General features: G+C 71.0%; 18 protein-coding genes. 7 read left to right on the top strand and 11 right to left on the bottom strand.

Annotated features, from left to right (window positions below):
* Positions 1-35: 35 nt before the first annotated feature.
* From VHW64_RS11810 to VHW64_RS11790, 5 genes are all read right to left on the bottom strand, one after another.
* Positions 36-1,391, bottom strand: coding sequence for a GH1 family beta-glucosidase (locus VHW64_RS11810; RefSeq protein WP_329650754.1), 1,356 nt, complete (start codon positions 1,389-1,391; stop codon positions 36-38).
* Entirely contained in the window at positions 1,388-2,227 is an 840-nt protein-coding gene (locus tag VHW64_RS11805) for a carbohydrate ABC transporter permease (protein WP_329650753.1), read from the bottom strand. Before VHW64_RS11805 ends, VHW64_RS11810 begins: the two co-directional genes overlap by 4 nt.
* Positions 2,224-3,231 (bottom strand): sugar ABC transporter permease, encoded by a 1,008-nt coding sequence (locus tag VHW64_RS11800; protein ID WP_329650752.1) that lies wholly within the window; start codon positions 3,229-3,231, stop codon positions 2,224-2,226. The genes VHW64_RS11805 and VHW64_RS11800 overlap by 4 nt, the downstream gene beginning before the upstream one ends.
* Positions 3,232-3,332: 101 nt before the next feature.
* A complete protein-coding gene (locus VHW64_RS11795; RefSeq protein ID WP_329650751.1) occupies positions 3,333-4,682 on the bottom strand; it encodes an extracellular solute-binding protein in 1,350 nt (449 codons plus the stop codon).
* A 158-nt stretch (positions 4,683-4,840) separates the two neighbouring features.
* Positions 4,841-5,884, bottom strand: a complete 1,044-nt coding sequence (locus tag VHW64_RS11790) for a LacI family DNA-binding transcriptional regulator (RefSeq protein WP_329650750.1) — start codon at positions 5,882-5,884, stop codon at positions 4,841-4,843.
* 54 nt (positions 5,885-5,938) lie between these two features.
* Between VHW64_RS11790 and VHW64_RS11785 the strand changes: the two genes are divergently transcribed.
* Positions 5,939-7,657, top strand: a complete 1,719-nt coding sequence (locus VHW64_RS11785) for a fumarate hydratase (protein WP_329650749.1) — start codon at positions 5,939-5,941, stop codon at positions 7,655-7,657.
* Between the two features lie 71 nt (positions 7,658-7,728).
* Here VHW64_RS11785 and VHW64_RS11780 read toward each other — a convergent pair whose 3' ends face one another.
* Positions 7,729-10,557, bottom strand: a complete 2,829-nt coding sequence (locus tag VHW64_RS11780) for an FAD/NAD(P)-binding protein (RefSeq protein ID WP_329650748.1) — start codon at positions 10,555-10,557, stop codon at positions 7,729-7,731.
* A gap of 115 nt (positions 10,558-10,672) precedes the next feature.
* On the opposite strand from VHW64_RS11780, the gene VHW64_RS11775 reads away from it, so the two are divergent.
* The 3 genes from VHW64_RS11775 to VHW64_RS11765 are packed head-to-tail and all read left to right on the top strand — an operon-like array spanning position 10,673 to position 13,598.
* Positions 10,673-11,356: a hypothetical protein gene (locus tag VHW64_RS11775; RefSeq protein WP_329650747.1), complete on the top strand. Its 684-nt coding sequence runs from the start codon at positions 10,673-10,675 to the stop codon at positions 11,354-11,356.
* Positions 11,353-12,732, top strand: a complete 1,380-nt coding sequence (locus VHW64_RS11770) for a class II fumarate hydratase (protein WP_329650746.1) — start codon at positions 11,353-11,355, stop codon at positions 12,730-12,732. The genes VHW64_RS11775 and VHW64_RS11770 overlap by 4 nt, the downstream gene beginning before the upstream one ends.
* Entirely contained in the window at positions 12,729-13,598 is an 870-nt protein-coding gene (locus VHW64_RS11765; protein ID WP_329650745.1) for an SDR family oxidoreductase, read from the top strand. Before VHW64_RS11770 ends, VHW64_RS11765 begins: the two co-directional genes overlap by 4 nt.
* Here VHW64_RS11765 and VHW64_RS11760 read toward each other — a convergent pair.
* The 3 genes from VHW64_RS11760 to VHW64_RS11750 all read right to left on the bottom strand — a co-directional run bounded on the left by VHW64_RS11760 (position 13,573) and on the right by VHW64_RS11750 (position 17,140).
* Positions 13,573-14,340 (bottom strand): lytic transglycosylase domain-containing protein, encoded by a 768-nt coding sequence (locus tag VHW64_RS11760; protein WP_329650744.1) that lies wholly within the window; start codon positions 14,338-14,340, stop codon positions 13,573-13,575. The genes VHW64_RS11765 and VHW64_RS11760 overlap by 26 nt on opposite strands.
* Positions 14,341-14,691: 351 nt before the next feature.
* On the bottom strand, positions 14,692-15,969 hold the full coding sequence (locus VHW64_RS11755; protein ID WP_329650776.1) for a PhoH family protein: 1,278 nt from the start codon (positions 15,967-15,969) through the stop codon (positions 14,692-14,694).
* Between the two features lie 385 nt (positions 15,970-16,354).
* Positions 16,355-17,140, bottom strand: a complete 786-nt coding sequence (locus VHW64_RS11750; RefSeq protein WP_329650743.1) for an isoprenyl transferase — start codon at positions 17,138-17,140, stop codon at positions 16,355-16,357.
* A gap of 73 nt (positions 17,141-17,213) precedes the next feature.
* Here VHW64_RS11750 and trhA point away from each other — a divergent pair, with 73 nt between their 5' ends.
* Together trhA and VHW64_RS11740 are read left to right on the top strand one after the other, a co-directional pair.
* A complete protein-coding gene (trhA, locus tag VHW64_RS11745) occupies positions 17,214-17,927 on the top strand; it encodes a PAQR family membrane homeostasis protein TrhA (protein ID WP_329650742.1) in 714 nt (237 codons plus the stop codon).
* Positions 17,928-18,036: 109 nt separating this feature from the next.
* Entirely contained in the window at positions 18,037-18,390 is a 354-nt protein-coding gene (locus VHW64_RS11740; RefSeq protein ID WP_329650741.1) for a hypothetical protein, read from the top strand.
* Positions 18,391-18,411: 21 nt separating this feature from the next.
* Here the strand turns inward: VHW64_RS11740 and VHW64_RS11735 are convergent, their stop codons facing one another.
* Positions 18,412-20,088, bottom strand: a complete 1,677-nt coding sequence (locus tag VHW64_RS11735; RefSeq protein WP_329650740.1) for a HAMP domain-containing sensor histidine kinase — start codon at positions 20,086-20,088, stop codon at positions 18,412-18,414.
* 103 nt (positions 20,089-20,191) lie between these two features.
* Positions 20,192-22,150, bottom strand: a complete 1,959-nt coding sequence (locus VHW64_RS11730) for a thioredoxin domain-containing protein (RefSeq protein WP_329650739.1) — start codon at positions 22,148-22,150, stop codon at positions 20,192-20,194.
* Positions 22,151-22,257: 107 nt separating this feature from the next.
* Between VHW64_RS11730 and VHW64_RS11725 the strand changes: the two genes are divergently transcribed.
* On the top strand, positions 22,258-23,664 hold the full coding sequence (locus VHW64_RS11725; protein WP_329650738.1) for a hypothetical protein: 1,407 nt from the start codon (positions 22,258-22,260) through the stop codon (positions 23,662-23,664).
* Positions 23,665-23,868 lie beyond the last annotated feature (204 nt).

The raw sequence follows: 23,868 nt of genomic DNA, 5'->3' as shown, positions 1-23,868 counted from the left end.
GTTGGCCCTCCGGGCTCGTTGAGTTGGCTCGACATTCAGAGGGCGTTGCGGGAGATGACCTCGGCGTACCAGCGGGCGGAGTCCTTGAAGGTACGGCGCTGGTCGGCGAAGTCCACGTGCACCAGCCCGAAGCGCTTGTCGTAGCCCCACGCCCACTCGAAGTTGTCCAACAGCGTCCACACGTAGTACCCGCGGACGTCGGCGCCCCGACGTCGCGCCTCCAGGACGGCGGCGAGGTGGTCGCGCAGGTAGGCGATCCGTTCCGGGTCGTGGACGGCGCCCGCCTCGACGACGTCCCGCGCGCCCAGCCCGTTCTCGGTCACGTGCATCGGCAGCCCCACGTCACGCTGCACACGCAGCAGCAGGTCGGTGAGGCCGGCGGGGACGATCGGCCACCCCATCACCGTGCGCGGCCCCGCGACGTCGGCGAAGAACGCGCGGTCGCTGCCGGGGAACGGCCGGCCGCCCTCGTTGGCGGCGCGCACCCGCGCCGGGTTGTAGAAGTTGATCCCGATCGAGTCCAGAGCACCCGCGATCTCCGCCTCGTCGCCGTCCTGCACGAACGCCCAGTCGGTGAGCCCCTCGGTCGTCCGCCGCAACGCCTCGGAGTAGCCGGCTCCGAGCATCGGGTCCAGGAAGACCCGGTTCGCGATCAGGTCGACGTGCTCCGCGGCGGCGACGTCCTCCGGCCGCTCCGACGCCGCCTCCACCTGGTGCAGGTTGAGGGCCACGGACACGTCGGCATTGGCGGGCAGGACGTCGCGCAGCGCGGCGACGGCTCGGCCGTGGGCCAGGTTGAGGTGGTGGGCAGCGCGGTAGGCCAAGGCGTTGTCGGTCCGCCCGGGGGCGTGCTCGCCACTGGCGTAGCCGAGGTACGCCGAGCACCAGGGCTCGTTGAGCGTCGTCACCGCCGGCACCCGGTCACCCAGCTCCTTGCCGAGCACCCCGGCGAAGTCGGCGAAGCGAGCGGGCACGTCGCGCGAGAGCCAGCCGCCCGCGTCCCCGACGTCCAGGCTCTGCGGCAGGTCCCAGTGGTAGAGCGTCATCAGCGGGCGGATGCCGCGCGCGAGCAGCCCGTCGACGAGCCGCCGGTAGAAGTCCAGACCCTGCTGGTTGACCGTGCGCCCGTCGGGCATGACGCGTGGCCAGGCCACCGAGAATCGGTACGACGCCACCCCGAGCTCGACCAGGAGGTCGAGGTCCTCGGACCAGCGGTGGTAGTGGTCGCAGGCCACGTCGCCGGTGTCGCCGTTGTCGACGGCGCCCGGCGTATGGCTGAAGGTGTCCCAGATGCTCGCGCCACGGCCGTCCTCGGCGACGGCGCCCTCGATCTGGTACGCCGAGGCGGCCACCCCCCACACGAAGTCCTCGGGAAAGCTGTGCTCGTTCACCCCTTGATCGCTCCTTGCATGATGCCGCCGACGATCTGCCGGCCCAGCAGGGCGAACACGACCAGGACGGGAACCGTGCCGTACAAAGTGCCGGCCATGATGATCGACTGCTGTGGTGCGTAACCGGTCGCCAGGCTCTGGAAGGAGACCTGGACGGTCGGGTTCTGGGTGCTGAGCACGATGATCGGCCAGAAGAAGTCGTTCCACGCCGTCAGGAAGGTCAGCATCGCCAGCACCGCCATGGCCGGCCGCGCCGCCGGAACGACCACCGACCACAGCACTCGCAGGGGCCCGGCCCCGTCGATGTATGCCGCCTCGATCAGCTCGTCGGGAACCGCACCCGCGATGTACTGACGCATGAAGAAGACCCCGAACGCGGTGCACAGGGAGGGCAGGACGACCGCCGTCAGGTGCCCGGCCAGGCCGAGCCGCGCCATCAGCATGTACAGCGGGATCACGCCCATCTGGAGCGGCACCATCATCGTCGCGATGCAGATGCCGAGCAGGATGTTCGCCCCTCGGAAGCGGAGCTTGGCGAAGGCGAAGCCGGCCAGCGTGCACAGAGCGACCGTGCCGAGCGTGATCGCGCCAGAGACGACCAGCGAGTTGATGAGCCCCTTGTTGAGGGGGGCGAGCTGCAACGCCTTGCGCACGTTGCCGAAGAGCGAGGTCGTCGGCAGGATCGGCGGCCGCGTGGCCGCCATCTCGGCGTTGGTGTGCGACGCCATCACGATCGTGTAGTAGAGCGGGAAGACCGACGCCGCGGTGATCACCGCGACGAACACGTAGGTCACCCAGCCCGCCTTGAGCACGCCGCCCGCGCTCGAGCCCTTCATCGCGCCGTCACCTCGGGCACGGCCGCCACCAGCGGAACCCGTCGTCGCCGCCCGCCGTCGCGCTGCTCGCGTCGTCGCGCGAGGAGCAGGTTGACCCCGACCGCCACGACGATGATCAAGAACATCGTCCAAGCCGTCGCGGAGGCCAGTCCGAGCCGGTCGTTGGTCCAGCCCTGCTGGTACATCAGCAGGCCGAGGGTCTGGTACTGGTTCTGCGTGCCGCCGTCGGGCAGCCCGTTGTGGTAGAGCAGGGGCTCTCCGAAGAGCTGGGCCGCGCCGATCGTGGAGACCACGATCGTGAACAGGATCGTGGGCCGGAGGCCGGGGATGGTCACGTGCCGGAACTGCGACCAGCGGCTAGCTCCGTCCATCGCCGCCGCCTCGTAGAGATCGGAGCTGACCGCCTGCATCCCCGCGAGGTAGATCAGCGCGTTGTACCCCGTCCAGCGCCAGGTCACGATGGCGGAGACCGCGATCTGCGACGGCCACTTCGAGCCCTGCCAGTCGACGGCCGGCAGGTGGCCGAGGTGCAGGGCCCAGTTGACCAGGCCCAGCTTGGGGTCGAAGAGCTCGCTGAAGATGACCGTGGCAGCCGCCAGGCTCGTGGCGTACGGCATCAGGATGGCCACCCGGAAGAACGTCCGTCCGCGGAGCCGGTAGTTGAGCAGGTGCGCGACGCCCAGCGCCATGCACAGCTGCGGGACCGTGGAGATGATCCCGATCGAGATGGTGTTCTTGAACGCGTTCCAGAAGAACTTGTTGGTCAGCAGGTTGTGGTAGTTCTCCAGGCCGATCCAGTTCGACTGGTGGTACGTCGAGAGCCGGGTGTCGTGCAGCGACACCCAGGCCGTGGCGAGCCAGGGGTAGACGCTGAAGGCAGCGAAGACCACGAAGAACGGGAGGACGTAGACGTAGCCGATACGCCGGCCGGGGAGGTGGCGGCGCTGCCGAGCCGAGGTCCGCGGGCGGCGTACGGCGACGTCGGGATGCTCCAGGACGGTCATGGCACCTTTCATACGGCAGATCGGCCGGCAGGTCAGGCTGGTCGGCGCGGCGTGCCCCGGCCGCCGACCCAGCGCAGGTCGGGTCGGCGACCGGGAGTCGGTCAGCCGGTGACCTGCTTGATCGCGTCCAGGGCGTCGTTGAACGCGTCGTCCGGCGAGGTGCCCTTGGTCTCGACGTTGGTCAGCTGCGTGGTCAGCGCCTGCTGGATCTGGGTGTCGTAGAGACCGATCGGGGGGATCTTCATCTGCTGGGCGATGTCGCCGAAGATCTGACCGACGGGTGCGTTGCTGAAGTAGGCGCTCGTGGCCTTGGCGACTCCGGGATCGGCCGCGGCGTCGGAGTTGGACGGGAAGTGCCCGCCCTGCTTCCACATCGTCACCTGCTGGGCCTTGGCCGAGAGCCACTCGACCAGGGCGATCGCGGCGTCCTTGTGGGCAGCCTTGTCGGGCACGCCGAGCCAGGAGCCACCCCAGTTGGTCGCCCCGCCGGGCAGCACCGGAGCGATGTCCCACTTGCCGGCGTAGGAGTCACCGGCCTGGCCCTGGATGTAGCCCATCATCCAGGTGGGGCAGGCGAGCGTGGCGAACGCGCCGCTGGAGAACGCCTTGTTCCACTCGGGGGTGAACTGCTGGAGTCCGGCGGTGATGCCGTCCTGTGCCGCCTGCGAGGCGTAGGTCCAGGCGTTCTTCACACCGTCGCTGTTGGCGACGTCGGGCTGGCCGTCGGCGTTGTCGTAGGCCTCGGTGCCCTGGTAGACCGCGGTCGAGAAGATGCTGGCCGCGCTGTCGACGAAGTGCGACCCGGACGGCTTGCTGGTCGACGCCTCGTACTGCTTGCCGAAGGCGATGAAGTCGTCCCAGGTCTTCCACTTCTGTGCCAGTGTCGCCGGGTCCGAGGGAAGTCCCGCCTGCTTGAGCAGGTCCTGGCGGTAGCAGATCGCCTCGGGTCCGATGTCGGTGCCGAGACCGACCGTCGTCTGCCCGTCCGAGGTGGAGGCGAGCTGCCACTTCCACGGGAAGAACTCCGCCTTGTCGGCGGTGGCGTTGGGGACCGTGTTCCAGTTGACGAACTGGCTGGCGTGGTTCTGCACCACGTCGGCGACGAAGCCGATCTCGATGCCCTGCACGTCGTCGAGGCCGCTGCCGGAGGCGAGGCGGGTCTTCAGCCGGGTCCAGTAGTCGGCCGACTGCTCGACGTCGTCCTCCTTGACCGTGATGTTGGGGCAGAGCTTGTGGTAGGCGTCCCAGAGGCCGGCTTCCTTGAAGCCGAAGGTGCCGAACAGGCCGACCGTCACCGTCGTGTCGGCGGTGGTCCCGCACGGACCGGCCGCCGCCTGGTCACCGGCGGAGCCGGACGAGCCGGAGCCTCCGCAGCCGGCGAGCACGAACGCGGCGAGAGCCGAGACCGCCAGCAGGGCGGCACCCTTGCGGCGCGTGGAGCTTCGGGACATGGGTCCTCCTAGTGCCTGCACTGAACCCGTCCACCGGGTCCGTGAGAGCGCTCTCACGAACGCTCGCCGTCAGGATGCTGTGACCGCCGTCACGATGTCAAGAGTGAGTTAGGTCCAGCGCTGTGCGTAATTCGCCCTCGGCCGGTTGGTCGCCAGCCCTACGCGGTCTCGCGCAGGACCAGCTCGACCGGCAGGACCGTACGTCGCGCCAGCCGGTCGCGGCCCTCGATCCGGTCGAGCAGGAGGCGGGACATCGCCGTGCCCAGCGCGGCGATGGGCTGGCGGACCGTGGTCAGCGCCGGCTCCTGCTCCGCCGCGGCCGGGATGTCGTCGAAGCCGACGACCGCGACGTCCTCACCAGCCGTCCGCCCGGCCTCGCGCAGTGCCCGGAGCACCCCGAACGCCGCCAGGTCGGAGGCCGCGAAGATCGCGTCCACGTCGGGGCGGCGCTCGAGCAGCGCCCGCGCGGCGGCATAGCCGCCGGCGACCGTGAAGTCGCCCACCGAGACCAGGGTCTTCTCGGGACCCATCCCCGACTCCTCGACAGCCGCCCGGTATCCGGCGAGCCGGTCCTGGCCGGCGCACATGTCGAGAGGTCCGGTCACGGTGGCCACCGTGGTGCGTCCGGAGGCCAGGAGGTGGCTCGTGGCGAGTCGTCCCCCACCGACGTTGTCCGCGTCGACGTACCACAGCCGACGGCGGTCGCTGAGGGGCCGGCCGGTAAGAACCGTCGGCACACCCACCTGCTCGAGACGCCGGGGCAGGTGGTCCTGGCCGTGCAGCGACATGAGGAGCACGCCGTCCACGTGGCCCCCGGCCGCGTAGGCCAAGAAGCGCTCCTGGTCCTCGGGTCGGTTCACGACCGTGAACACCAGCTGCTTGCCTGCGCCGGCGACCGTCTCCTGCGCGCTGCGCAGCATTCCGAGGAAGAACGGGTCGGCGAACATCCGCTCCTCGGTCTCCTCCACCAGGAACGCGATCGAGTCGCTGCGCCCGGTGACCAGGCTGCGGGCGGCGAGGTTCGGGGCGTAGGAGAGGTCGCGGGCCGCCTCGAGCACGGCCTGGCGTGCACGCTCGCTGACCTTGGAGTCGCCACGCAGCACGCGGCTCGCCGTCGCGCGGGATACGCCGGCCCGGGCCGCCAGGTCCTCCAGCGTCGGAGCCGGGCGGACTCGGCCAGCCTTGCGCGGAGCCGTCGTCACGGACGCAGTGTGGCACGCAGGAGCCGGGACAGGGCTGCGGACTATCGTGCAGCCGTGAGCGAACCCGCTTCCCTGCCGGAGTCGGCGACCGACTCGACCGGCCCCGAGTTCCACTACTCCGACCTGCTGCCCATCGGTCCCGACGACACGCCGTACCGACTGGTGACGACCGAGGGCGTCTCGGCGTTCGAGGCCGACGGGCAGCGGTTCCTGCGGGTCTCGCCCGCTGCGATCCGGCAGCTGACCGCCGAGGCCATGCACGACATCGCCCACTACCTGCGCCCGGCACACCTCACGCAGCTGCGCCGGATCATCGACGACCCGGAGTCCAGCGGCAACGACCGGTTCGTCGCGCTCGATCTGCTGAAGAACGTCAACATCTCCGCCGGTGGCGTCCTGCCGATGTGCCAGGACACGGGGACGGCGATCGTGATGGGCAAGAGGTCCGAGGGCGTGCTCACCGGTGTCGACGACGGGGAGGCCATCAGCAAGGGCGTGTACGACGCCTACACGAGGCTGAACCTGCGCTACTCCCAGCTGGCGCCACTGACCATGTGGGAGGAGAAGAACACCGGCACCAACCTCCCCGCCCAGATCGAGATCTACTCCGTGCCCGGGGACACGCCGGAGTACAGGTTCCTGTTCATGGCGAAGGGCGGCGGATCGGCGAACAAGTCGTTCCTCTACCAGGAGACCAAGGCGGTCTTGAACCCCACCAGGATGCTGGCGTTCCTGGACGAGAAGATCCGCTCGCTCGGCACGGCGGCGTGTCCGCCGTACCACCTCGCGGTGGTGATCGGCGGGACGTCGGCGGAGTTCGCGCTGAAGACCGCGAAGTACGCCTCAGCCCACTACCTCGACCACCTCCCGACGTCGGGATCGCAGGCTGCACACGGGTTTCGAGACCTGGAGCTGGAGGAGGAGGTCTTCAAGCTCACTCAAGGTTTCGGGATCGGTGCTCAGTTCGGCGGCAAGTACTTCTGCCACGACGTTCGCGTCGTCCGACTGCCTCGCCACGGCGCGTCCTGCCCGGTCGCGATCGCAGTCTCCTGCTCGGCCGACCGCCAGGCCCTCGGCAAGATCACCGCGGACGGCGTGTTCCTCGAGCAGCTCGAGACCGACCCGGCGAGGTACCTCCCCGCAACGGCGGCGACGCAGCCCGAGGACGAGGCCGACGTCGTGCGGATCGACCTCAACCGCCCGATGCCCGAGATGCTCGCCGAGCTCTCGCGGCACCCGGTGAAGACGCGTCTGTCCCTGACCGGGCCGCTGGTCGTCGCGCGTGACATCGCGCACGCCAAGCTGAAGGAGCTGCTCGACGCGGGCGAGCCGATGCCGGCGTACCTGCGGGACCACGCGGTCTACTACGCGGGGCCGGCGAAGACCCCCGCGGGATACGCCTCGGGCTCGTTCGGGCCGACGACGGCCGGTCGCATGGACTCCTACGTCGAGCAGTTCCAGGCGGCAGGCGGCTCACTGGTGATGCTGGCCAAGGGCAACCGCTCGAAGGTCGTGACCGAGGCCTGTGCCGCCCACGGCGGCTTCTACCTCGGCTCCATCGGCGGCCCCGCGGCGAGGCTGGCGCAGGACTGCATCAAGTCGGTCGAGGTGCTGGAGTACCCCGAGCTCGGCATGGAGGCCGTCTGGAAGATCGAGGTCGAGGACTTCCCGGCGTTCATCGTCGTCGACGACAAGGGCAACGACTTCTTCACCGACCCCGGCGGGGCGGTCACGGTGCCCCTGACCGGCATCCGCGTCCGCTCCGCCGAGTAGGTCCTCGGGGACGTCATACTCCGAGCGCTACTGCGCCCCATGGCCCTCGGTTGGTATGACGTCAGGGCCGGTCAGACGCCGAGAGGGGCGCCCGACGGGCTGACCAACGACGTGCGACGGCGCTGGTCGAGCGGCGACGAACGCCGGTCGAGGCGGCCGTCCAGCAGGGCCAGGGCGCGGTCGGCCTGGCCGTCGCTGACCAGGCAGTAGAGCAGGGTCTCCTCCACGATCTCGCGCTGCGCGGCCGATCCGCCCACGCGCGGCAGGCCGGGCAGGACGTCGGTCAGCACCCGTGCAGCCTCGCCCCAGCGCTGCTCGCCGGCGGCGAGCAGCGCCTCGCAGACCGAGGTGACAGTCGTCCGGACCGACAGCTCGGAGGTGCCCTGGCAGTGCGCACGGAGTGCGGCCAGGCGCGGCAGGTCGCCGGCTGCGGCCAGGGCCAGAGCCGCGTGCAGTGCGACGAACGCCGTCTGGGGTCGGTCGACCAGCTCCGCCCCGGCGGCGTCGAGCACGCTCTCCACCGGCGGGGGCGCAGTCTCGCCGCTGAACGCCGACGTGCCGGCCGCGGCGTCCCAGCCCGAGGTCGTCACCACCCAGCGCCACAGGAGGGATGCCGAGTCGATGAGCGCGCGGACGCCGGTCACGGTGGGCGGCGCGAGCTGCATGTAGTAGCGCTGGCGCACCGCCTCGGTGTCGCCGATCGCCAGCTCGTGCAGGGCGGCGTGCCAGGAGAAGTGGGCACGATGGCTGGCCGCCCGGCCGCTCTCGGAGACCCAGCCGTCGAGCCACACGCGTCCGGCCTCGTGCCGGCCTGTCTCGTACATGACGTGTGTCTGGGCGTGGACGGCGTGCCCCGACGTCGGCTCGCACTCCAGCGCGCTCTCGGCGAGCAGCCCGGCGTCGTCGAAGCGCGACTGGTCCTGCCGCGTGAAGGCGAGCAGGGAGATGTACCACCAGTGGTCGCCGTAGGCCGGCGCGAGCCCCTCGACGAGCTCCCACGCCTCCTGCTGGATGTCGGTGACTCCGGAGAACGCGATCGTCGGCACGGCCGCCGAGACGGCCAGCACGTCGCGCGGGTGCTGGGCGATGTGGTTCATCAGGGCGGTGGCACCGGAGTTGCGGACGTCCTCGACGCGCCGTCCGACCACGTCGACCAGACTGCGCTCGCGGTCGTCGGCGCGCATCCGGGCCGCCCGCCGGGCCAGCTCCAGCGAGGCTCGGACGTCGACCGCGGACCCTCCCTCGTGCCCGAGCATGGCAAGCGCCGCATGGGCGACGGCGAACTCCGGGTCCAGCCTCACAGCCTCCAGCAGCTTCTCGTCGGCGCCCGACTGAAGCCGCATCAGCCGCTCCAGACCGGCGTTGTACGCCGCCGCCGCCTCGGCCGTCGTCGACAGCGGCAGCCCCAGCGGGTCGCGTGGACGAGCGATCGGATGGTGGCCCCCGACGAGCCGTCCGTCGGCCAGCCGCCGCGGCTCGGGTGCGATCTCCTCGAGCACGGCGGCCGCGAGCTGAGCCGCCTGCACCCGGATCTCGGGGATGGCGGTCGACTCGAAGAGCTCGCCTCGGCGTACCGATCCCAGGGTCCAGATCGGAGCGTCGGTGGTGCCTGCGGTGTCGACGAGCCGGCCGGAGTCGGTGCGCAGACCGAGGGCAGCGGTGCTCAGCTGCCCGAGGGCCACGCCGGCCCGCGGGGTCAGCAGGTCGTCGACCAGCGGGTCTGACCCGGGCCGGACGACGACGCTGGTGCCGGTGCAGTTCACGACCCACCCGACGTCGTGGACGCTGCCGTCGGTCAGGGTCACCCGCAGCCCACCGCCGGTCAACGGCTCGGCGTCCACCACCTCCCCCGCGGCTCGGGCGAGGGTGTCGGAGGCCTCCAGCGCCGTGATGACGTCGGCCGAGCCCGGCGGCATACGGTGACGCATCCTGCCCCAGGCGCTCGCGTCCTCGCGCAGGAACTCGACCCGGTCGTCGTCGCTGAGTCGCTGCCAGAGCGGCTGGACGACGGTGCGGAGTCCGTCGACCGCGGGACGCCAGTCACCGGTGGCGGCCTCGACGCGGGCGATGTGGGCACGCGCGCGGGTGCGGTACTCCGCCAGGCTCGAGCCCCAGTCGTCGATCTCCGGGATGGCGGCGAGCTGGAGCTCGTCGGCGTGCCGCTCGGGCAGCTCCCCGTGCCGCGACACCGCCTTGATCCGGCGCTCGGGGCGTTGGGTCGGCCCGGCGAGCGACAGGACCACGTCGACCATGGTCAGGCCGGTCCCGACGAGGAGTACGTCGGCCGGGCCGGCCGCATCGCGTCGTACGACGTCGATCGCGCCGGGGGCCCACGGGTTCGGCACGAAGAACGCCGAGCGCTGGAGGGCCTCGGGGGCCCAGGCGTAGCCGGGCGGCCGCTCCCCCGTCGCCAGGACGACGGCGTCCCCCACCACGATCTGGCCGTCGTCGGTGCTCACCACGACGCCGGAGTCGTCGCGCCTTACGGCGGTCGCGCGCACGCGCAGGTGGCGCAGCGTCACCAGGTCGTTGTGCGCGTAGGTCCGGGTCAGGGTCTCGTCGAGGTAGCGCCCCCAGTCGACGCGCGGCGCGAAGACACCGGGCTCGGTCATCAGCTCGGGGTGCTGCCGGGCGCGCCAGGCCACGAAGTGGCCGGGATCCTCGGGCAGCGCGCTCATGCCGCCGGCCGGGACGTTCAGCAGGTGCTGCGGGTCGGCCGTGCCGAACGCCGTGCCCCGGGCGCGATGCAGGGACGGGTCGAGCAGGACGACGTCGAGCGCGGCCTCGCGCCGGCGGGCGCTGCGAGCCAGGTGCAGGGCGGTCAGGCTGCCGGAGGCGCCGGCCCCGATCACGACAACCCGCGGTGCCCGCGCCGGTGGTGCTGCCTGCTCGTCTCGCATCTGGCTTCCCTTCGTCGCGCTCGCCGCCGGGTTATTGTCGACTGTTTCAATGCACTTTAGGCGGCGGCACCAAGTCTCCTCGCCGAGCGGCTCCTCACGTGCCTACGGTAGGGCCGTGGAGCACGTCGAGGTGGCACGAAGCGAGAGCGAGCGCGGCGAGCTCGTCCTCCGCGAGCGGCGACCCGGCAAGGGTCCGACCGTACTGGAGCTCCGGGCCAACGGCACTTTCGTGATGGACACCGCCGAGCACGCCTCCGAGCGGGCTCTGGCCGACGCTGCGCTGGGGGCGGTGGCCGACCCGCGGCGGGTCCTGGTCGGGGGGCTCGGACTCGGCTTCACCCTCGACCGGGTGCTGGCCGACCGGCGCGTCGAGCACGTGGACGTCGTGGAGATCGAGCCCGCCCTGGTCGACTGGATGCGCGACGGCACGATCCCGCACGGACCCCGCCTGCTCGCCGACGCCCGGGCCAGGGTGGTGGTCGCCGACATCGTCCAGGCCGTTTCCGAGGCGGGGCCCTCGACGTACGACGTGGTGCTGCTCGACGTCGACAACGGACCGGACCAGCTCGTCCACGAGACCAACGCCTCGATCTACGACGTCCCGTTCCTGCGCCGGGTGCGCGAGTGTCTCGAGCCCGGGGGTGCCCTGGTCGTGTGGTCGGCCGCAGCGTCGAAGACCCTCGTGGCGACGCTGCGCGACGTGTTCGACGAGGTCGGCGAGCACGCCCACGCCGTACGCCTCCAGGACCGCGACGAGCACTACTGGCTGTACGCCGCACGCGTAGCCTCGGGAGCATGAGCGGAGAGTTCCGGACCGAGCACGACTCGATGGGTGACGTCGAGGTCCCGGTCGAGGCCCTGTGGCGCGCCCAGACGCAGCGCGCCGTGCAGAACTTCCCGATCAGCGGCCAGCCCCTCCCGGCCGCCCTGGTCCACGCCCTCGCGCGGATCAAGGGCGCCGCGGCGCGGACCAACGCCGACCTCGGCGTCATCACCGTCGAGCAGCGTGACGCCGTGGTCGCGGCCGTCGCCGAGATCGTCGCCGGCGACCACGACGACCAGTTCCCGATCGACGTCTTCCAGACCGGCTCGGGCACCAGCACCAACATGAACCTCAACGAGGTCCTCGCCTCGCTCGCCACGCGGTCCGGCGTCGAGGCCCACCCCAACGACGTCGTCAACGCCAGCCAGTCCTCCAATGACACGTTCCCCAGCGCCATCCACGTCGCCGCCGTGCTCGCGGCCCGTCCTCTGGACGAGGCGATGGCCACTCTCCGCGCGGCGTTGGAGCGGAAGGCCGCCGAGTATGCCGACGCGGTGAAGTCCGGCCGCACCCACCTGATGGATGCGACCCCGGTCACCCTCGGTCAGGAGCTCGGCGGGTACGCCGCCACCGCGTCGTACGGCCGGGAGCGGCTCGCGGCCGTGCTCCCGCGGGTCCGCGAGCTCCCGCTCGGCGGCACCGCGGTCGGCACTGGGATCAACACCCCACCGGCCTTCGCGGCGCAGACCATCGCGCACCTCGTCGAGGAGACCGGAGAGGCGTTCACCGAGGCCCGCAACCACTTCGAGGCCCAAGGCACCCAGGACTCCCTGGTCGAGCTGAGCGGCGTGCTCAAGACGTACGCCGTCGGCCTGGTCAAGATCTGCAACGACCTGCGCTGGATGGGGAGCGGGCCGACGGCGGGCCTGGCTGAGATCCACCTGGCCGACCTCCAGCCGGGGTCGAGCATCATGCCGGGCAAGGTGAACCCGGTGATCCCGGAGGCGACCCTCCAGGTCTGCGCGCAGGTGATCGGCAACGACGCCGCCATCACCTTCGCCGGCGCGTCCGGCAGCTTCGAGCTCAACGTCATGCTCCCGGTGATCGCCCGCAACCTCCTGGAGTCGACCCGGCTGCTCACCACCGCCTCGCGACTGCTCGCCGACTGCGTCGACGGCATCACCGCCGACCGCGACCGGCTGCGCGCCTACGCCGAGTCGTCGCCGAGCATCGTGACGCCGCTGAACAAGTACGTCGGCTACGAGGCCGCGGCGAAGATCGCCAAGCAGGCGCTCGCGAACGGCGCCACGATCCGCCAGACCGTGCTCGACCTGGGGTACGTCGAGCGAGGCGAGCTCACCGAGGACCAGCTCGACGAGGCGCTCGACGTACACCGGATGACCCGCCCGTGACCGGCTCGGCCCGCACCTATGTCATCACCGGCGCCTCCGACGGCATCGGCCTGGAGTGCGCGAGCCAGCTCGCACGGGCCGAGCCCGGGTGCCGGCTCGTGCTGGTCGGGCGCGACCCGCGGCGCACCGAGGCTGCCGCCGGCCGGATCCGGACGGAGTCTCCCGGCGTCGTCGTCGACCCGATGCTGTGCGACCTGAGCAGCCAGGACGCCGTACGACGCCTGGCCGGTGACCTGCTGGAGACCTGCGACCGGATCGACGTGCTGGTCAACAACGCCGGCACCGTCTTCGCGAGGCGCACCCTGACCGCTGACGGCATCGAGGCGACCTTCGCGGTCAACCACCTGGCCGGGTTCCTGCTCACCGAGCTGCTCCTGGACCGGATCCTCCAGAGTGCGCCCGCCCGGATCGTGTTCACCTCCTCGGAGGGCCACTACTCCGGGACGCTCGACTTCGACGACCTCGGCTTCGAGCACGGGTACTCCGTCATGAAGGCGTACTCCCGCTCCAAGCTCGCCAACGTCCTGACCGCGCGAGCGCTGGCCCGGCGCCTCGACGGGACCGGCGTGACGGTGACCTCACTGCACCCGGGCGCCATCGCGACGAACATCTGGAGCGGAGCGCCGTGGTTCGCCCGGCCGGTGCTGGCGGTGCTCAAGCGACGCATGGAGTCGCCGGCGACCGGCGGCTCGCGGCTGGCCCACCTGGCGGCGAGCCCCGACGTCGAGGGCGAGACCGGCGGCTACTACGACCACGATCGGCTGCGTGAGCCCTCGGTACTGGCGCGCGACGACGCCCTGGCCGACCGGTTGCACGACGTGAGCGCCGGACTGGTCGGGCTCAGTACCAGCCGTGGCTCTGCTTGAAGCCCCACGCGCCGCAGGGTGACCCGTAGCGCTCGGCGATGTAGCCCAGGCCCCACTTGATCTGGGTGGCCGCGTTGGTCTGCCAGTCGGAGCCGGCGCTGGCCATCTTCGAGCCCGGGAGCGCCTGGGGGATGCCATAGGCACCGGAGGAGGAGTTCTCGGCGTTCACCCGCCAGCCGCTCTCGCCGGCCCACAGCGGGATCAGACAGCTCATCTGGGAGCTGGAGAAGCCGAACTTCGACAGCTCGGCCAGGGCGATGGTCTGGGGGTTGCCGCTGATCGCGAGGTTCTCCTGACCGCCGACCGCAGGACCCGTGGACAGGCCCAGCGACTTCGCCTTGGCGGGGACGCGCTGAGAGGCTCCGGCGCCGCCGGAGACGCCGGGCGAGAGCCGCGTGCGGTCAGCCGAGCGCGACACGACGGGCGTGCGGTCCTGGACGGCGGCCGCGGCGGCGCCGTGACCCGCGGTGGAGTCGCCGGTCGAGGCGGCGGTCGTCAGGGAGTCGGCGAGGTTGGCTGCCGCGTCCGGCGACTGCACCATCCCGGTCGCAACGGCGACGCCGGTGGCAGCGGCCGCCAGCCCGGTCACCGTGACCGTGGTGCGCAGCGCGCGCTGGGCAGGCCGTCGCCTGTCGCCCACGTGGCGCGGGCCGAGCCACGCGTCGGGCTGCGTCGGAGCAGGGGCAGCTCGATGCCGGGGCACGTACTGCTGAGGCTGCTGGGACTCGTGAAGGGTAGGCACAGGCGCATTCGCGGGTAGACGACTCGGGGTGATCCGTCCCACCCGACGGGGGCCCGAGGAACATCCGGCAAGGGGAGGACTGCAAGCCACCTTGCATGAGTTCGGAGCCGGGCGCAAACCGATCGGGCCAGAAAGTAGTGGAATTGTGGACTTCTTGACGCCCCTCTCGTCACACCAATCCCGTTGACCCCAAAAGCCCCATCGTTGATGGGCTCTTGATCACGAAACGGTCACGCGCATCGGGCCGCCCACCCACGGCCACCCCCCACGCCAAATCCGGGGTAGTCCCTGACAGAAATGTCGCGGCACCGGCTCTTCGACGACAGTTCTGTCAGGGACTACCCCGGATTTTTAGAGCGTGACGTCCTCGAGCATCTCGGTGACCAACGCGGCGATCGGCGAGCGCTCTGATCGGGTGAGGGTGACGTGGGCGAAGAGCGGATGCCCCTTGAGCTTCTCGACGACCGCGACGACGCCGTCGTGTCGCCCGACCCGGAGGTTGTCGCGTTGCGCGACGTCATGGGTGAGTACGACCTTGGAGTTGGCGCCGATGCGCGACAGCACGGTGAGCAGGACGTTGCGCTCCAGCGACTGCGCCTCGTCGACGATCACGAACGAGTCGTGCAGGGAGCGGCCCCGGATGTGGGTCAGCGGCAGCACCTCGAGCATGCCGCGCTCGAGCACCTCCTCGACGACGTCACGAGAGGTGAGCGAGCCGAGGGTGTCGAAGACGGCCTGCGCCCAGGGCGACATCTTCTCCGACTCCGACCCGGGGAGGTAGCCCAGCTCCTGGCCGCCCACGGCGAACAGGGGCCGGAAGACCACGACCTTCTGGTGCTGGCGCCGCTCGAGGACGGCTTCGAGACCCGCGCACAGCGCCATCGCGGACTTCCCGGTGCCCGCCCGTCCGCCGAGGGAGACGATCCCGACCTCGGGGTCCAGCAGCATCTCCAGGGCGATGCGCTGCTCGGCCGAGCGTCCGTGGATCCCGAAGGCCTCGCGGTCGCCGCGGACCAGGTGGACGTGCTTGTCCGGGCCGACGCGGCCCAGCGCCGTACTGCGCTCGGAGAGCAGGACGAGCCCGGTGTGACAGGGCAGCTCGCGAGCCGCCTCGACGTCGGTCCACCCCTCGTCGTACAGCTCGTCGAGCAGCGGCGCGGGCACCTCGAGCTCGGCCATCCCGCTGTAGCCGGGGTCGGACTCGCCGACGCGCTCGCCGTGGTACTCCTCGGCGCGGAGTCCGACCGCGGATGCCTTGATCCGCATCGGGAGGTCCTTGGAGACCAGCGTGACGTCGCGCTCCTCGTTGGCGAGGTTGCGGGCGACGGCGAGGATCCGAGTGTCGTTGTCACCGAGACGGAAGCCGGACGGGAGCGAGTCGGCATCGGTGTGGTTGAGCTCGACCCGGATCGTGCCGCCGGTCTCGCCGACGGGGACCGGCTCGTCAAGGCGTCCGTGCGTCACGCGCAGCTCGTCGAGGGCTCGCAGGGCGGTGCGGGCGAAGAACCCGAGCTCGGGATGGTGGCGCTTGGCCTCCAGCTCGGTGATCACCACGACGGGCAGGACGACCTCGTGCTCCTCGAAGCGACGCAACGCCCCCGGGTCTGCCAGCAGCACGCTGGTGTCCAGGACGAAGGTCCGGAAGCCGGGCGGCCGGGCAGCCGGCTCCCGGGTGGTCGCGCGCGTGGTCCGACGGGTCCCCTGCTTGGCTTGCGGCACCAGACACCCCTCACCAGACCGCGCGGGCACCCTCCGCCCGGTCCTGCTCCCTCTACGTGACGGACCGGGACGTCACCCGAAGGCCGGAGTGCCGGCCCCCTCGGCGCGACCTGCTGGCCGCGCCGCGCGACCGGCTGGGTCGCGCTGTCTGGTCGTGATGTCTCACGAACGGGCCTCCCGATTCGGGGAGTGACTCCCACCCTCCGATGCGGCGAACGTACGCCGCACTGCCGACCGTTCGTGCCAGACACGCCCGAGCCCGGCGTGAACACTGGATGGCGGCGGCGGACGGCGCTCAGGCGCCGTATCGGCGCTGCCGCTGGGCGTAGGCGCGGATCGCGCGCAGGAAGTCGACCTTGCGGAAGTCGGGCCAGTAGGCCTCGCAGAAGTAGAACTCGCTCTGCGCGCTCTGCCAGAGCAGGAACCCGCCGAGCCGCTGCTCGCCGGAGGTGCGGATCACCAGGTCGGGGTCGGGCTGGCCCTTGGTGTAGAGGTGCCCGGCGATGTGGTCGACGTCGATCACCTCGGCGAGCTCCTCCAGGCTCGTGCCCCGCTCGGCGTGCTCCTGGAGCAGTGAGCGCACGGCGTCGGCGATCTCACGTCGTCCGCCGTAGGGCACCGCGACGTTGACCAGGATCCCGTCGACGTCGCGGGTCGACTCCTCGGCCTCCTTGAGCCGGTTCGCCAGGGCAGCCGGCAGCAGATCGAGTGCCCCCACGGGATGGATGCGCCAGCGGCGCTGGTCGGCCAGCTGCTCGACGGCGTCCCCGATCACGGCGAGCAGACCCTCGAGCTGCTCTGGAGGCCGGTTGAGGTTGTCCGTCGACAGCAGCCACAGGGTGACCACGCCGACACCGACCTCCTCGCTCCACTCCAGCAGCGGCTCGATGTTCGCCGCACCCGCTCGGTAGCCGTGGGTGCTGTCGCCGCCGACCCCCTTGGCCCAGCGTCGGTTGCCGTCCAGCATCACGCCGATGTGCCGGGGCATCTGGTTCTTCGGCAGCGCCTTGACCATCCGAGACTCATAGGCCGGGTAGAAGAGACGGCGTACTCGCTCCTTCACGCCAGGTAGCACAGCCACTCCTCGATGGTAACCGCGTCGCGACCCGGCCGAAGCCAAGACCTCCTCACAGGGGTCCCGGTATCGTCTGCACATGAACGACTCGCTGCGAGCCGGGCTCGACTCCCTTGCCCATCAGGTGGCGGAGTCGATGGCGAAGCCGCGGCTGCGGGGGTGGCTCCACGTCGGGGCCGTGCCCGTCACCCTCATCGCGGGCGTTGTCCTGATCGCGCTCTCGCCGACGGCCTCCACCAGGCTCGGGTCGGTGGTGTACGTCGCGTCGTCGGTGCTGCTGTTCGGCGTGTCGGCCGTCTACCACCGCGGCCGCTGGTCGCCCAGGGTGACGCGGGTGCTGCGGCGGCTCGACCACGCCAACATCTTCGTGCTGATCGCGGGCACCTACACGCCGTTCACCATCCTGCTGCTCCGCGGGACCGACCGGGTGGTGATGCTGGCCGCGGTCTGGGTCGGGGCGCTGCTCGGTGTGGGGTTCCGGGTGTTCTGGCTCGATGCTCCGCGGCGGCTGTGCGTGCCGATCTACATCGGGCTCGGCTGTGCCGCGCTGTTCGCGCTGCCCCAGTTCGCCGCCGGCTGCCACCGGCTGGGAGTGGGCCTGGGCACCGCCGTCCTGGTGCTGATCGTGGTCGGTGGCGTGCTGTACATCGCCGGCGGTGCCGTCTACGGCCTGCGCCATCCCGACCCCTGGCCGCGCTACTTCGGCTTCCACGAGGTCTTCCACTCCCTGACCGTGCTCGCCTTCCTCAGCCACTTCGTCGGCGTCTCCCTGGCGACCTACTCCCTCCGCTGACCCGGCAGATCATCACGCCGCACGACGCTGACCCCGGCACAGCGTCACAGATCTGTGTGCTCCCTCACGTCCAGGAACAATCGGGGTCCGGAGGTCGTCAGACACTCTGATGGCTGATCACAACGCCCACACCGTGACCTACCCGACCGTCGTTGCCGGTGCGGTCGCCGCAGCGACCGCGACCGCACTCTCCAGCCAGCTCGGGCTCCTCGGCACCATCCTCGGTGCCGCTCTGGCGAGCGTGGTCAGCGCAGTGATCACCAACACCTTCGGCGGCTGGATCTCGCGGCTCCACGGGGCCACCCGCGACCGCGACCCGCTTCCCTTCCAGCGACTCGTGATCGGCGTGCTCTCCGTCGCGCTGCTCGTCATCGCGTTCCGGGCAGGGCTCGGGATGGTCACCAGCGGCATCCCGTCACAGGGCTTCGCCGGCCGGCTGGTCGCCCAGGTCGGCCTGCGCTGACCCCCCTGACGATCTGCCGGGTCAGCGTGGGAGGCGGACGGCGAAGGTCGAGCCGCGGCCGGGCTCGGACTCGACGGCGATGGTGCCGCCGAGCCGGTCGACGATCCGGGCGCAGATGGCCAGGCCGATGCCCGAGCCCGGGATGTCCACGGTGCGCGAGTCCGGCGTACGCCGCGCGATGTCGAACAGCATCTCGAGCCGGTCGGCGGGGATGCCGATCCCCTCGTCGGTGCACCGGAACTCGACACCGTCCTCGAGCCGAGCCAGCTGGAGCTGGACGCGTCCGCGCGGCAGGCTGAACTTCACGGCGTTGGTGACCAGGTTGGCCAGGACCCGGGCGAGCGCGTTCGCGTCGACCTCGACCTTCAGCGTCTCGGGCGTGTCGATCTCGAAGGTGACCCGGCGCAGCGTCGCCTCGGTCTCCGCGTGCGCACAGGCGTCGCGCACCAGCTCGACCAGGTCGGCCTGGGCGTGCGCCCCGACGCCCTCCTCGGCGCGGGCCATGGCCAGCAGGTCGTCGACGAGGTTGGACAGACGCTCGGCACTCCGCCGGATCGCCGCCACGGGGTGGGACCCCGCCTCGGCCAGGCGCAGGTCGGACTCCAGCAGCTCGGTGTTGAGCGCGATCGCCGTCAACGGCGTCTTGAGGTCGTGGGTGATGGAGGCGACCAGGTCGCGCCGGCTCTCGTCCAGGCGCACGAGCTGGGCGAGGGTCTCCTGGTCGCGGCGCCGCTCGCGCACCTGGTCGGCCAGGGGGCCGAGCCGCCGTCCGACCGAGAAGACGGCATCGCGCTCATCGGCGGTCCAGGCGCCCTCGCCCGCGGCACGAAGCACCAGGAGCGCACCACGGGACCCCGTGCCGTCGCCGATCGGTGCGAGCAGCGCCCGGTCGAGGCCAGCGACCCCGGCGAGCCGTCCGAGCATGGGCTCGGACTCGTGGGTCAGCGCGCGCCCCTCGCGCAGCGAGTCGACGATCGTCGACTCCAGCAGCGGGTAGACGTCGTCGCCGAGCTTGTCGGTGACGTCCGAGGGGTACGACGCGGCCTCGGCGTGGACGCCAGGCTCGAGGTCGGCGCAGGCCCACACCGCCGATGCGGACAGCACGTCGCCGAGCCGCTCGGTCGCGGCCGCGAGGAGCCCCTGCAGGTCGTCGGCGCGGATCGCGTCGTGCAGCACGGAGTGCTCGGCGTGCGACATCCGCAGTCGCTCGGACATCCGCACCCGGTCCCGCAGAGCGCCGAGGGCGAGCCGCGCCTGCTCGGCGTAGAGCTCGACCAGCTCGCACACGCCCGGCGCCGGATGCTCGATGTCGACCGCACCCTCGGTGCACAGCACCCCGAGGAGCTCGTCGCCGGCACCCCGCAGCGGAGCCAGGAGCAGGCCGAGGTGGTGGTCGAGGTAGCGCCGCGTCTCCGGCTCGTCCTGCGGGATCTCGGCGTACGCCACCGCCCGGCGCTTGGTCAGGTGCAGCCGGCCGAGCTGCTCGGCGTTCGCCAGCAGGCTCTCCAGGTCGGCGCGGCGCCAGCGCAGCCCCTCGACGAGCCCCTCCGAGGGGTCGCCGACGATGGCCATGATCTCGAGCCAGTCGTCGTCGACGACACGGCTCACCATGCCTGCGCGCGCGCCGATGACCTCACGCACGGATCCCGTGATCCGTCGGACGTCCTCGACGAGCTGGTCGTCTGCGGCGTGCGCCACGTCATCCCCCGATGGGCGTGTGCTGGCCGCGGCTTTGTCCCCCAAGCCCGTTCACCGTTCTGGAATGCCGCTTCCCCCCGGTCGCGGTCGTGAGAAGAGTAGGTCAGCGTTCAACCGGTGGCGAGATTTTGCCAAGCGAACGCGTCGGACGGTCACAAACATTGCCACGACAGACGTAGGCCACCGGCTCACCGTCCACAGCTCCACGCCGCGCGAGGAGCCCGATGCCGTCTCGCGGGCCGTCGGACACGGCCACGACGGCGCCCGGCCAGCGCCGCGCCTGACGCTCCAGATCGTCTCGCGCGGAGCCCGGTGGTCCCACCACCGCGATCTCGGGCGCCCCGTCGACGACGGACTGCGCCGCGGCCAACGACCAGCCCGCGAAGCGCGGGCCCCGGCGCCCGAGCTCGGCGACCGCGGCCATCGCCTCGTCGGCGACCTCGCGCCACCGGCCCTCCCCGGTCAGGGCGTAGGCCGCGAGAAGTGCGTGCACGACCGCGGAGGCTCCCGAGGGGCTCGCATTGTCGCTCGGGTCGCGGGGCCGGGCCACCAGGCGCTCGCCGTCCTCCGCAGTGTCGTGGAACCCGCCGTCGGTGGCTCTAAAGCGCGTCAGCGCCGCGTCGAGGAGGTCCGTGCCCCGGACCAGCCAGCGATCGTCGCCGGTCGCGCCGCAGAGCGACAAGAAGGCTCCGGCCACGGTGCCGTGGTCCTCGAGAACGCCGAGCGGTGCGCCGACCCGGCCATCGCGCGAGACCCGATGGAGCCGCCCGTCGACGAGATGGACGTCGAGCAGGAGCCGGCCCGCAGCGAGGGCAGCGTCGACGTACTCCTCGCGCCCGAGCAGCCGACCGGCGTCGACGAGGCCGGAGATCGCGAGGCCGTTCCAGGCCGCGACCACCTTGTCGTCGCGTTCGGGGCGCACCCGCCGCTCCCGGGCGGCCAGGAGACGCCGACGGACGTCGTCGTAGCGGGCCCAGTCGTCGGGGTCCGCCGGGAGCCTGAGCACGGAGGTCCCGTGCTCGAAGGTCCCGGTGACGTCGAAGACGTCCTTGGCCCATCGGCCGTCGTCAGCTCCGAGCGCCGCGACGAGCTGGTCGGCCGTCCAGACGTAGAACCTGCCCTCCTCGCCCTCGCTGTCCGCGTCGAGCGCCGAGGCGAACCCGCCGTCCGCGGTGCGCAGCTCGCGCAGCATCCAGTCGCCCACACCGGTGGCGACACGGTCGCCGAGGGTCGTGCCCCATCGGGCGTAGAGGCCCACCAGCTGGCCGTTGTCGTAGAGCATCTTCTCGAAGTGCGGCACCACCCAGCCGGCATCGACGCTGTAGCGCGCGAGGCCACCTCCGATCTGGTCGTGGATGCCGCCGCGTGCCATCGCCTCGAGGGTCTGGTCGAGCATCTCTCGCGATGCCTCGTCACCACGGCGGCGCAGGAGCTCGAGGACCATCGTCGGTGGGAACTTCGGCGCACTGCCGAAGCCGCCGTTCCGCCGGTCGAGCTGGGTCGCCAGCATTGCCACCGCGGCAGCGAGGTCCTCGGCAGTCAGCGGGGCGCCCCCCAGGTCCACCTCGCGAGCCAGGTGCTCACGCACGGTCGCGGCGGCCTGACGGACGTCTGCGGTGCGGTCGTGCCACGCCTCGGTGAGCGCTGTCAGCACCTGACGCAGCGCCGGCTGTCCGCCACGCGGCCGGTCGGGGAAGTAGGTGCCGGCAAAGAACGGGCTGCCGTCGTGGTCGAGCACGACGGTCATCGGCCAGCCGCCCTGACCGGTCATCGCCACCGTCGCGTCCATGTAGACGGCATCGACGTCGGGCCGCTCCTCGCGGTCGACCTTGACGCAGACGAACCCGGCGTTGAGCTGGGCCGCGGTCTCGGCGTCCTCGAAGGACTCATGCGCCATCACGTGGCACCAGTGGCAGGCGGCGTATCCGACGGACAGGAAAACTGGTGTATCACGGCGCTTCGCCTCGGCGAACGCTTCGGGTCCCCACTCCCACCAATCCACTGGATTTGAGGCGTGTTGGAGCAAATAGGGGCTCGTTGCCGCGGCGAGGCGGTTGGCCATTTCCTGTGACTCCTGACGAGTGGCATGTGCATCACTTTTCCTTGAGTGATGCACCAAAGTGATGCACGAAACCAGCGTACGATGGTTCTTCCAGCGTAGGAGGTCTCGTGGCGACGCGTTCTCAACCGAAGCTGCTCGCGCAGGGCAGGCCGCGCACACTCGGCGGCAGCACGCGGCCGTGGCGGGTGCGCCTCTACGCCCCCGGCGCGGGTACCAACAAGTACCAGGTGTTCTTCCGAGCGCCCGCCGGCGAGGACGAGCCGTGGAAGCGGGTGCTGCGCCGCGCTGCCTCCGAAGAGGAGGCCCGCAAGATCTTCGCCCAGGCCGAGGCCGCGCTCGACACCGAGCAGGCGACGCCCGTCGGCGCTGATGTGCGCGCGTCGCGAACGATTCGGATGCTCGGCGAGGAGTACCTCAGGGATTCGATCGAGCGCGGCAAGCAACCCCGGACGATGGAGCAGCGCGAGTCCCGGCTCAACGCCCACATCCTGCCGACCATCGGCGAGGTGCCTGTGACGAAGTGGCGGGTCGAGCACAGCCGTCGCGTGATGGAGAAGGGCAGCAAGACGCTCTTCTCCCAGCGCGGCCGCGAGGACCTGCGCGGCCAACTCGCCGCGATGCGGAAACTCGCGTGGCGCCTGGGCTGGCTCGACCGGTCGATCGATCCGCTCGACGGCCTCGAGATCGGGCGAGCCAACGTCCTCCACGGAGCGACGGCGCAGTACGTCGACCCCCGCCTACGTCCGGAGACTCGCCAGGTGAAGGCGATGGCGGCTGCGGCCGACAAGCTGTGCGATCCGGACGGCATCGATCCCCTGATGACTCGCCTGCCGCTATTGGGGACGAAGATCCGCGTCGCGGGTTTCGGCGGCCTACGCCTCGGCGAGCAGAACGGGCTGCGGGCCATCGACGTCTTCCTGGATCGCGGCTACGTGCACGTGAACGGCTCCTGGATCACCCCGCGCAAGGTGCCCGGCTTCCGCGGCCCGGTGAAGAACCACACCCTCCACGAGGTCCCACTCCCGAAGTCCCTGATGCACGACGAGCTCCTCCCCCGCGTGCGCGACTTGTTGGACCTGCCCGCCACGGCGTCGCTGCAGCATGTGATCAACGCCCAGGAGACCGAACGCCAGCGACGAGCGACGCTGGCAACGCGAGAGAAGGACAGGGCCCTCGCCTGGTGGAACTACCCCGTCCCACCCGAGGACGAGCTGTGGCTCTTTATCGACACCGTGACCGGTCTGCCCGTGAAGCCCGAGATGCACAACGAACGCTGGCACCGCGTTCGCGCATGGGTCGATGAGAACGACGCCGACAACGCCTGGCCGCGCACGATCGTCTACCGCAACCTCCGTCACCACGCCGCGACGAAGTGGTTTCACGAAGAGCTCGGCGAGCCCTGGGTGGTCGTCGCCCAGTACCTCGGCGACAAGCTCACCACCGTCCTCAACCACTACGTCCGCGCTGGTGAAGACGCCCTCCGCGCCTCGGTGAGCAAGCTCGCGGATCTTTGACGGCTACAGGGTGGAGTAGCGGTCGAGGAAGGCTGACAGCCTGTCGATCACGCGGTCCGCACCCGGTGTGGAACCACTATCGAACCAACGCAAGGGTGTCGTCGGTGCCCAAGACAACAAGGTCGTTGCGGACGAGTCGGTCAATCACCTCGGTCATGCGCCGGTCGACGATGGCACCCGTCCGCGTCCAGCCGAAGATTCTGG

The organism is Nocardioides sp., assembly GCF_036267815.1.
Lineage (GTDB): Bacteria > Actinomycetota > Actinomycetes > Propionibacteriales > Nocardioidaceae > Nocardioides.
This window is presented reverse-complemented; position numbering and strand designations above follow the sequence as displayed.

Bases quoted from the DNA above. Each gene is read 5' to 3' on its own strand.
- VHW64_RS11780 (WP_329650748.1), bottom strand. From the start codon at position 10,557: ATGCGAGACGAGCAGGCAGCACCACCGGCGCGGGCACCGCGGGTTGTC.
- VHW64_RS11740 (WP_329650741.1), top strand. From the start codon at position 18,037: ATGGCTGATCACAACGCCCACACCGTGACCTACCCGACCGTCGTTGCC.
- VHW64_RS11800 (WP_329650752.1), bottom strand. From the start codon at position 3,231: ATGACCGTCCTGGAGCATCCCGACGTCGCCGTACGCCGCCCGCGGACC.
- VHW64_RS11805 (WP_329650753.1), bottom strand. From the start codon at position 2,227: ATGAAGGGCTCGAGCGCGGGCGGCGTGCTCAAGGCGGGCTGGGTGACC.
- VHW64_RS11770 (WP_329650746.1), top strand. From the start codon at position 11,353: ATGAGCGGAGAGTTCCGGACCGAGCACGACTCGATGGGTGACGTCGAG.
- VHW64_RS11795 (WP_329650751.1), bottom strand. From the start codon at position 4,682: ATGTCCCGAAGCTCCACGCGCCGCAAGGGTGCCGCCCTGCTGGCGGTC.
- trhA (WP_329650742.1), top strand. From the start codon at position 17,214: ATGAACGACTCGCTGCGAGCCGGGCTCGACTCCCTTGCCCATCAGGTG.
- VHW64_RS11730 (WP_329650739.1), bottom strand. From the start codon at position 22,150: ATGGCCAACCGCCTCGCCGCGGCAACGAGCCCCTATTTGCTCCAACAC.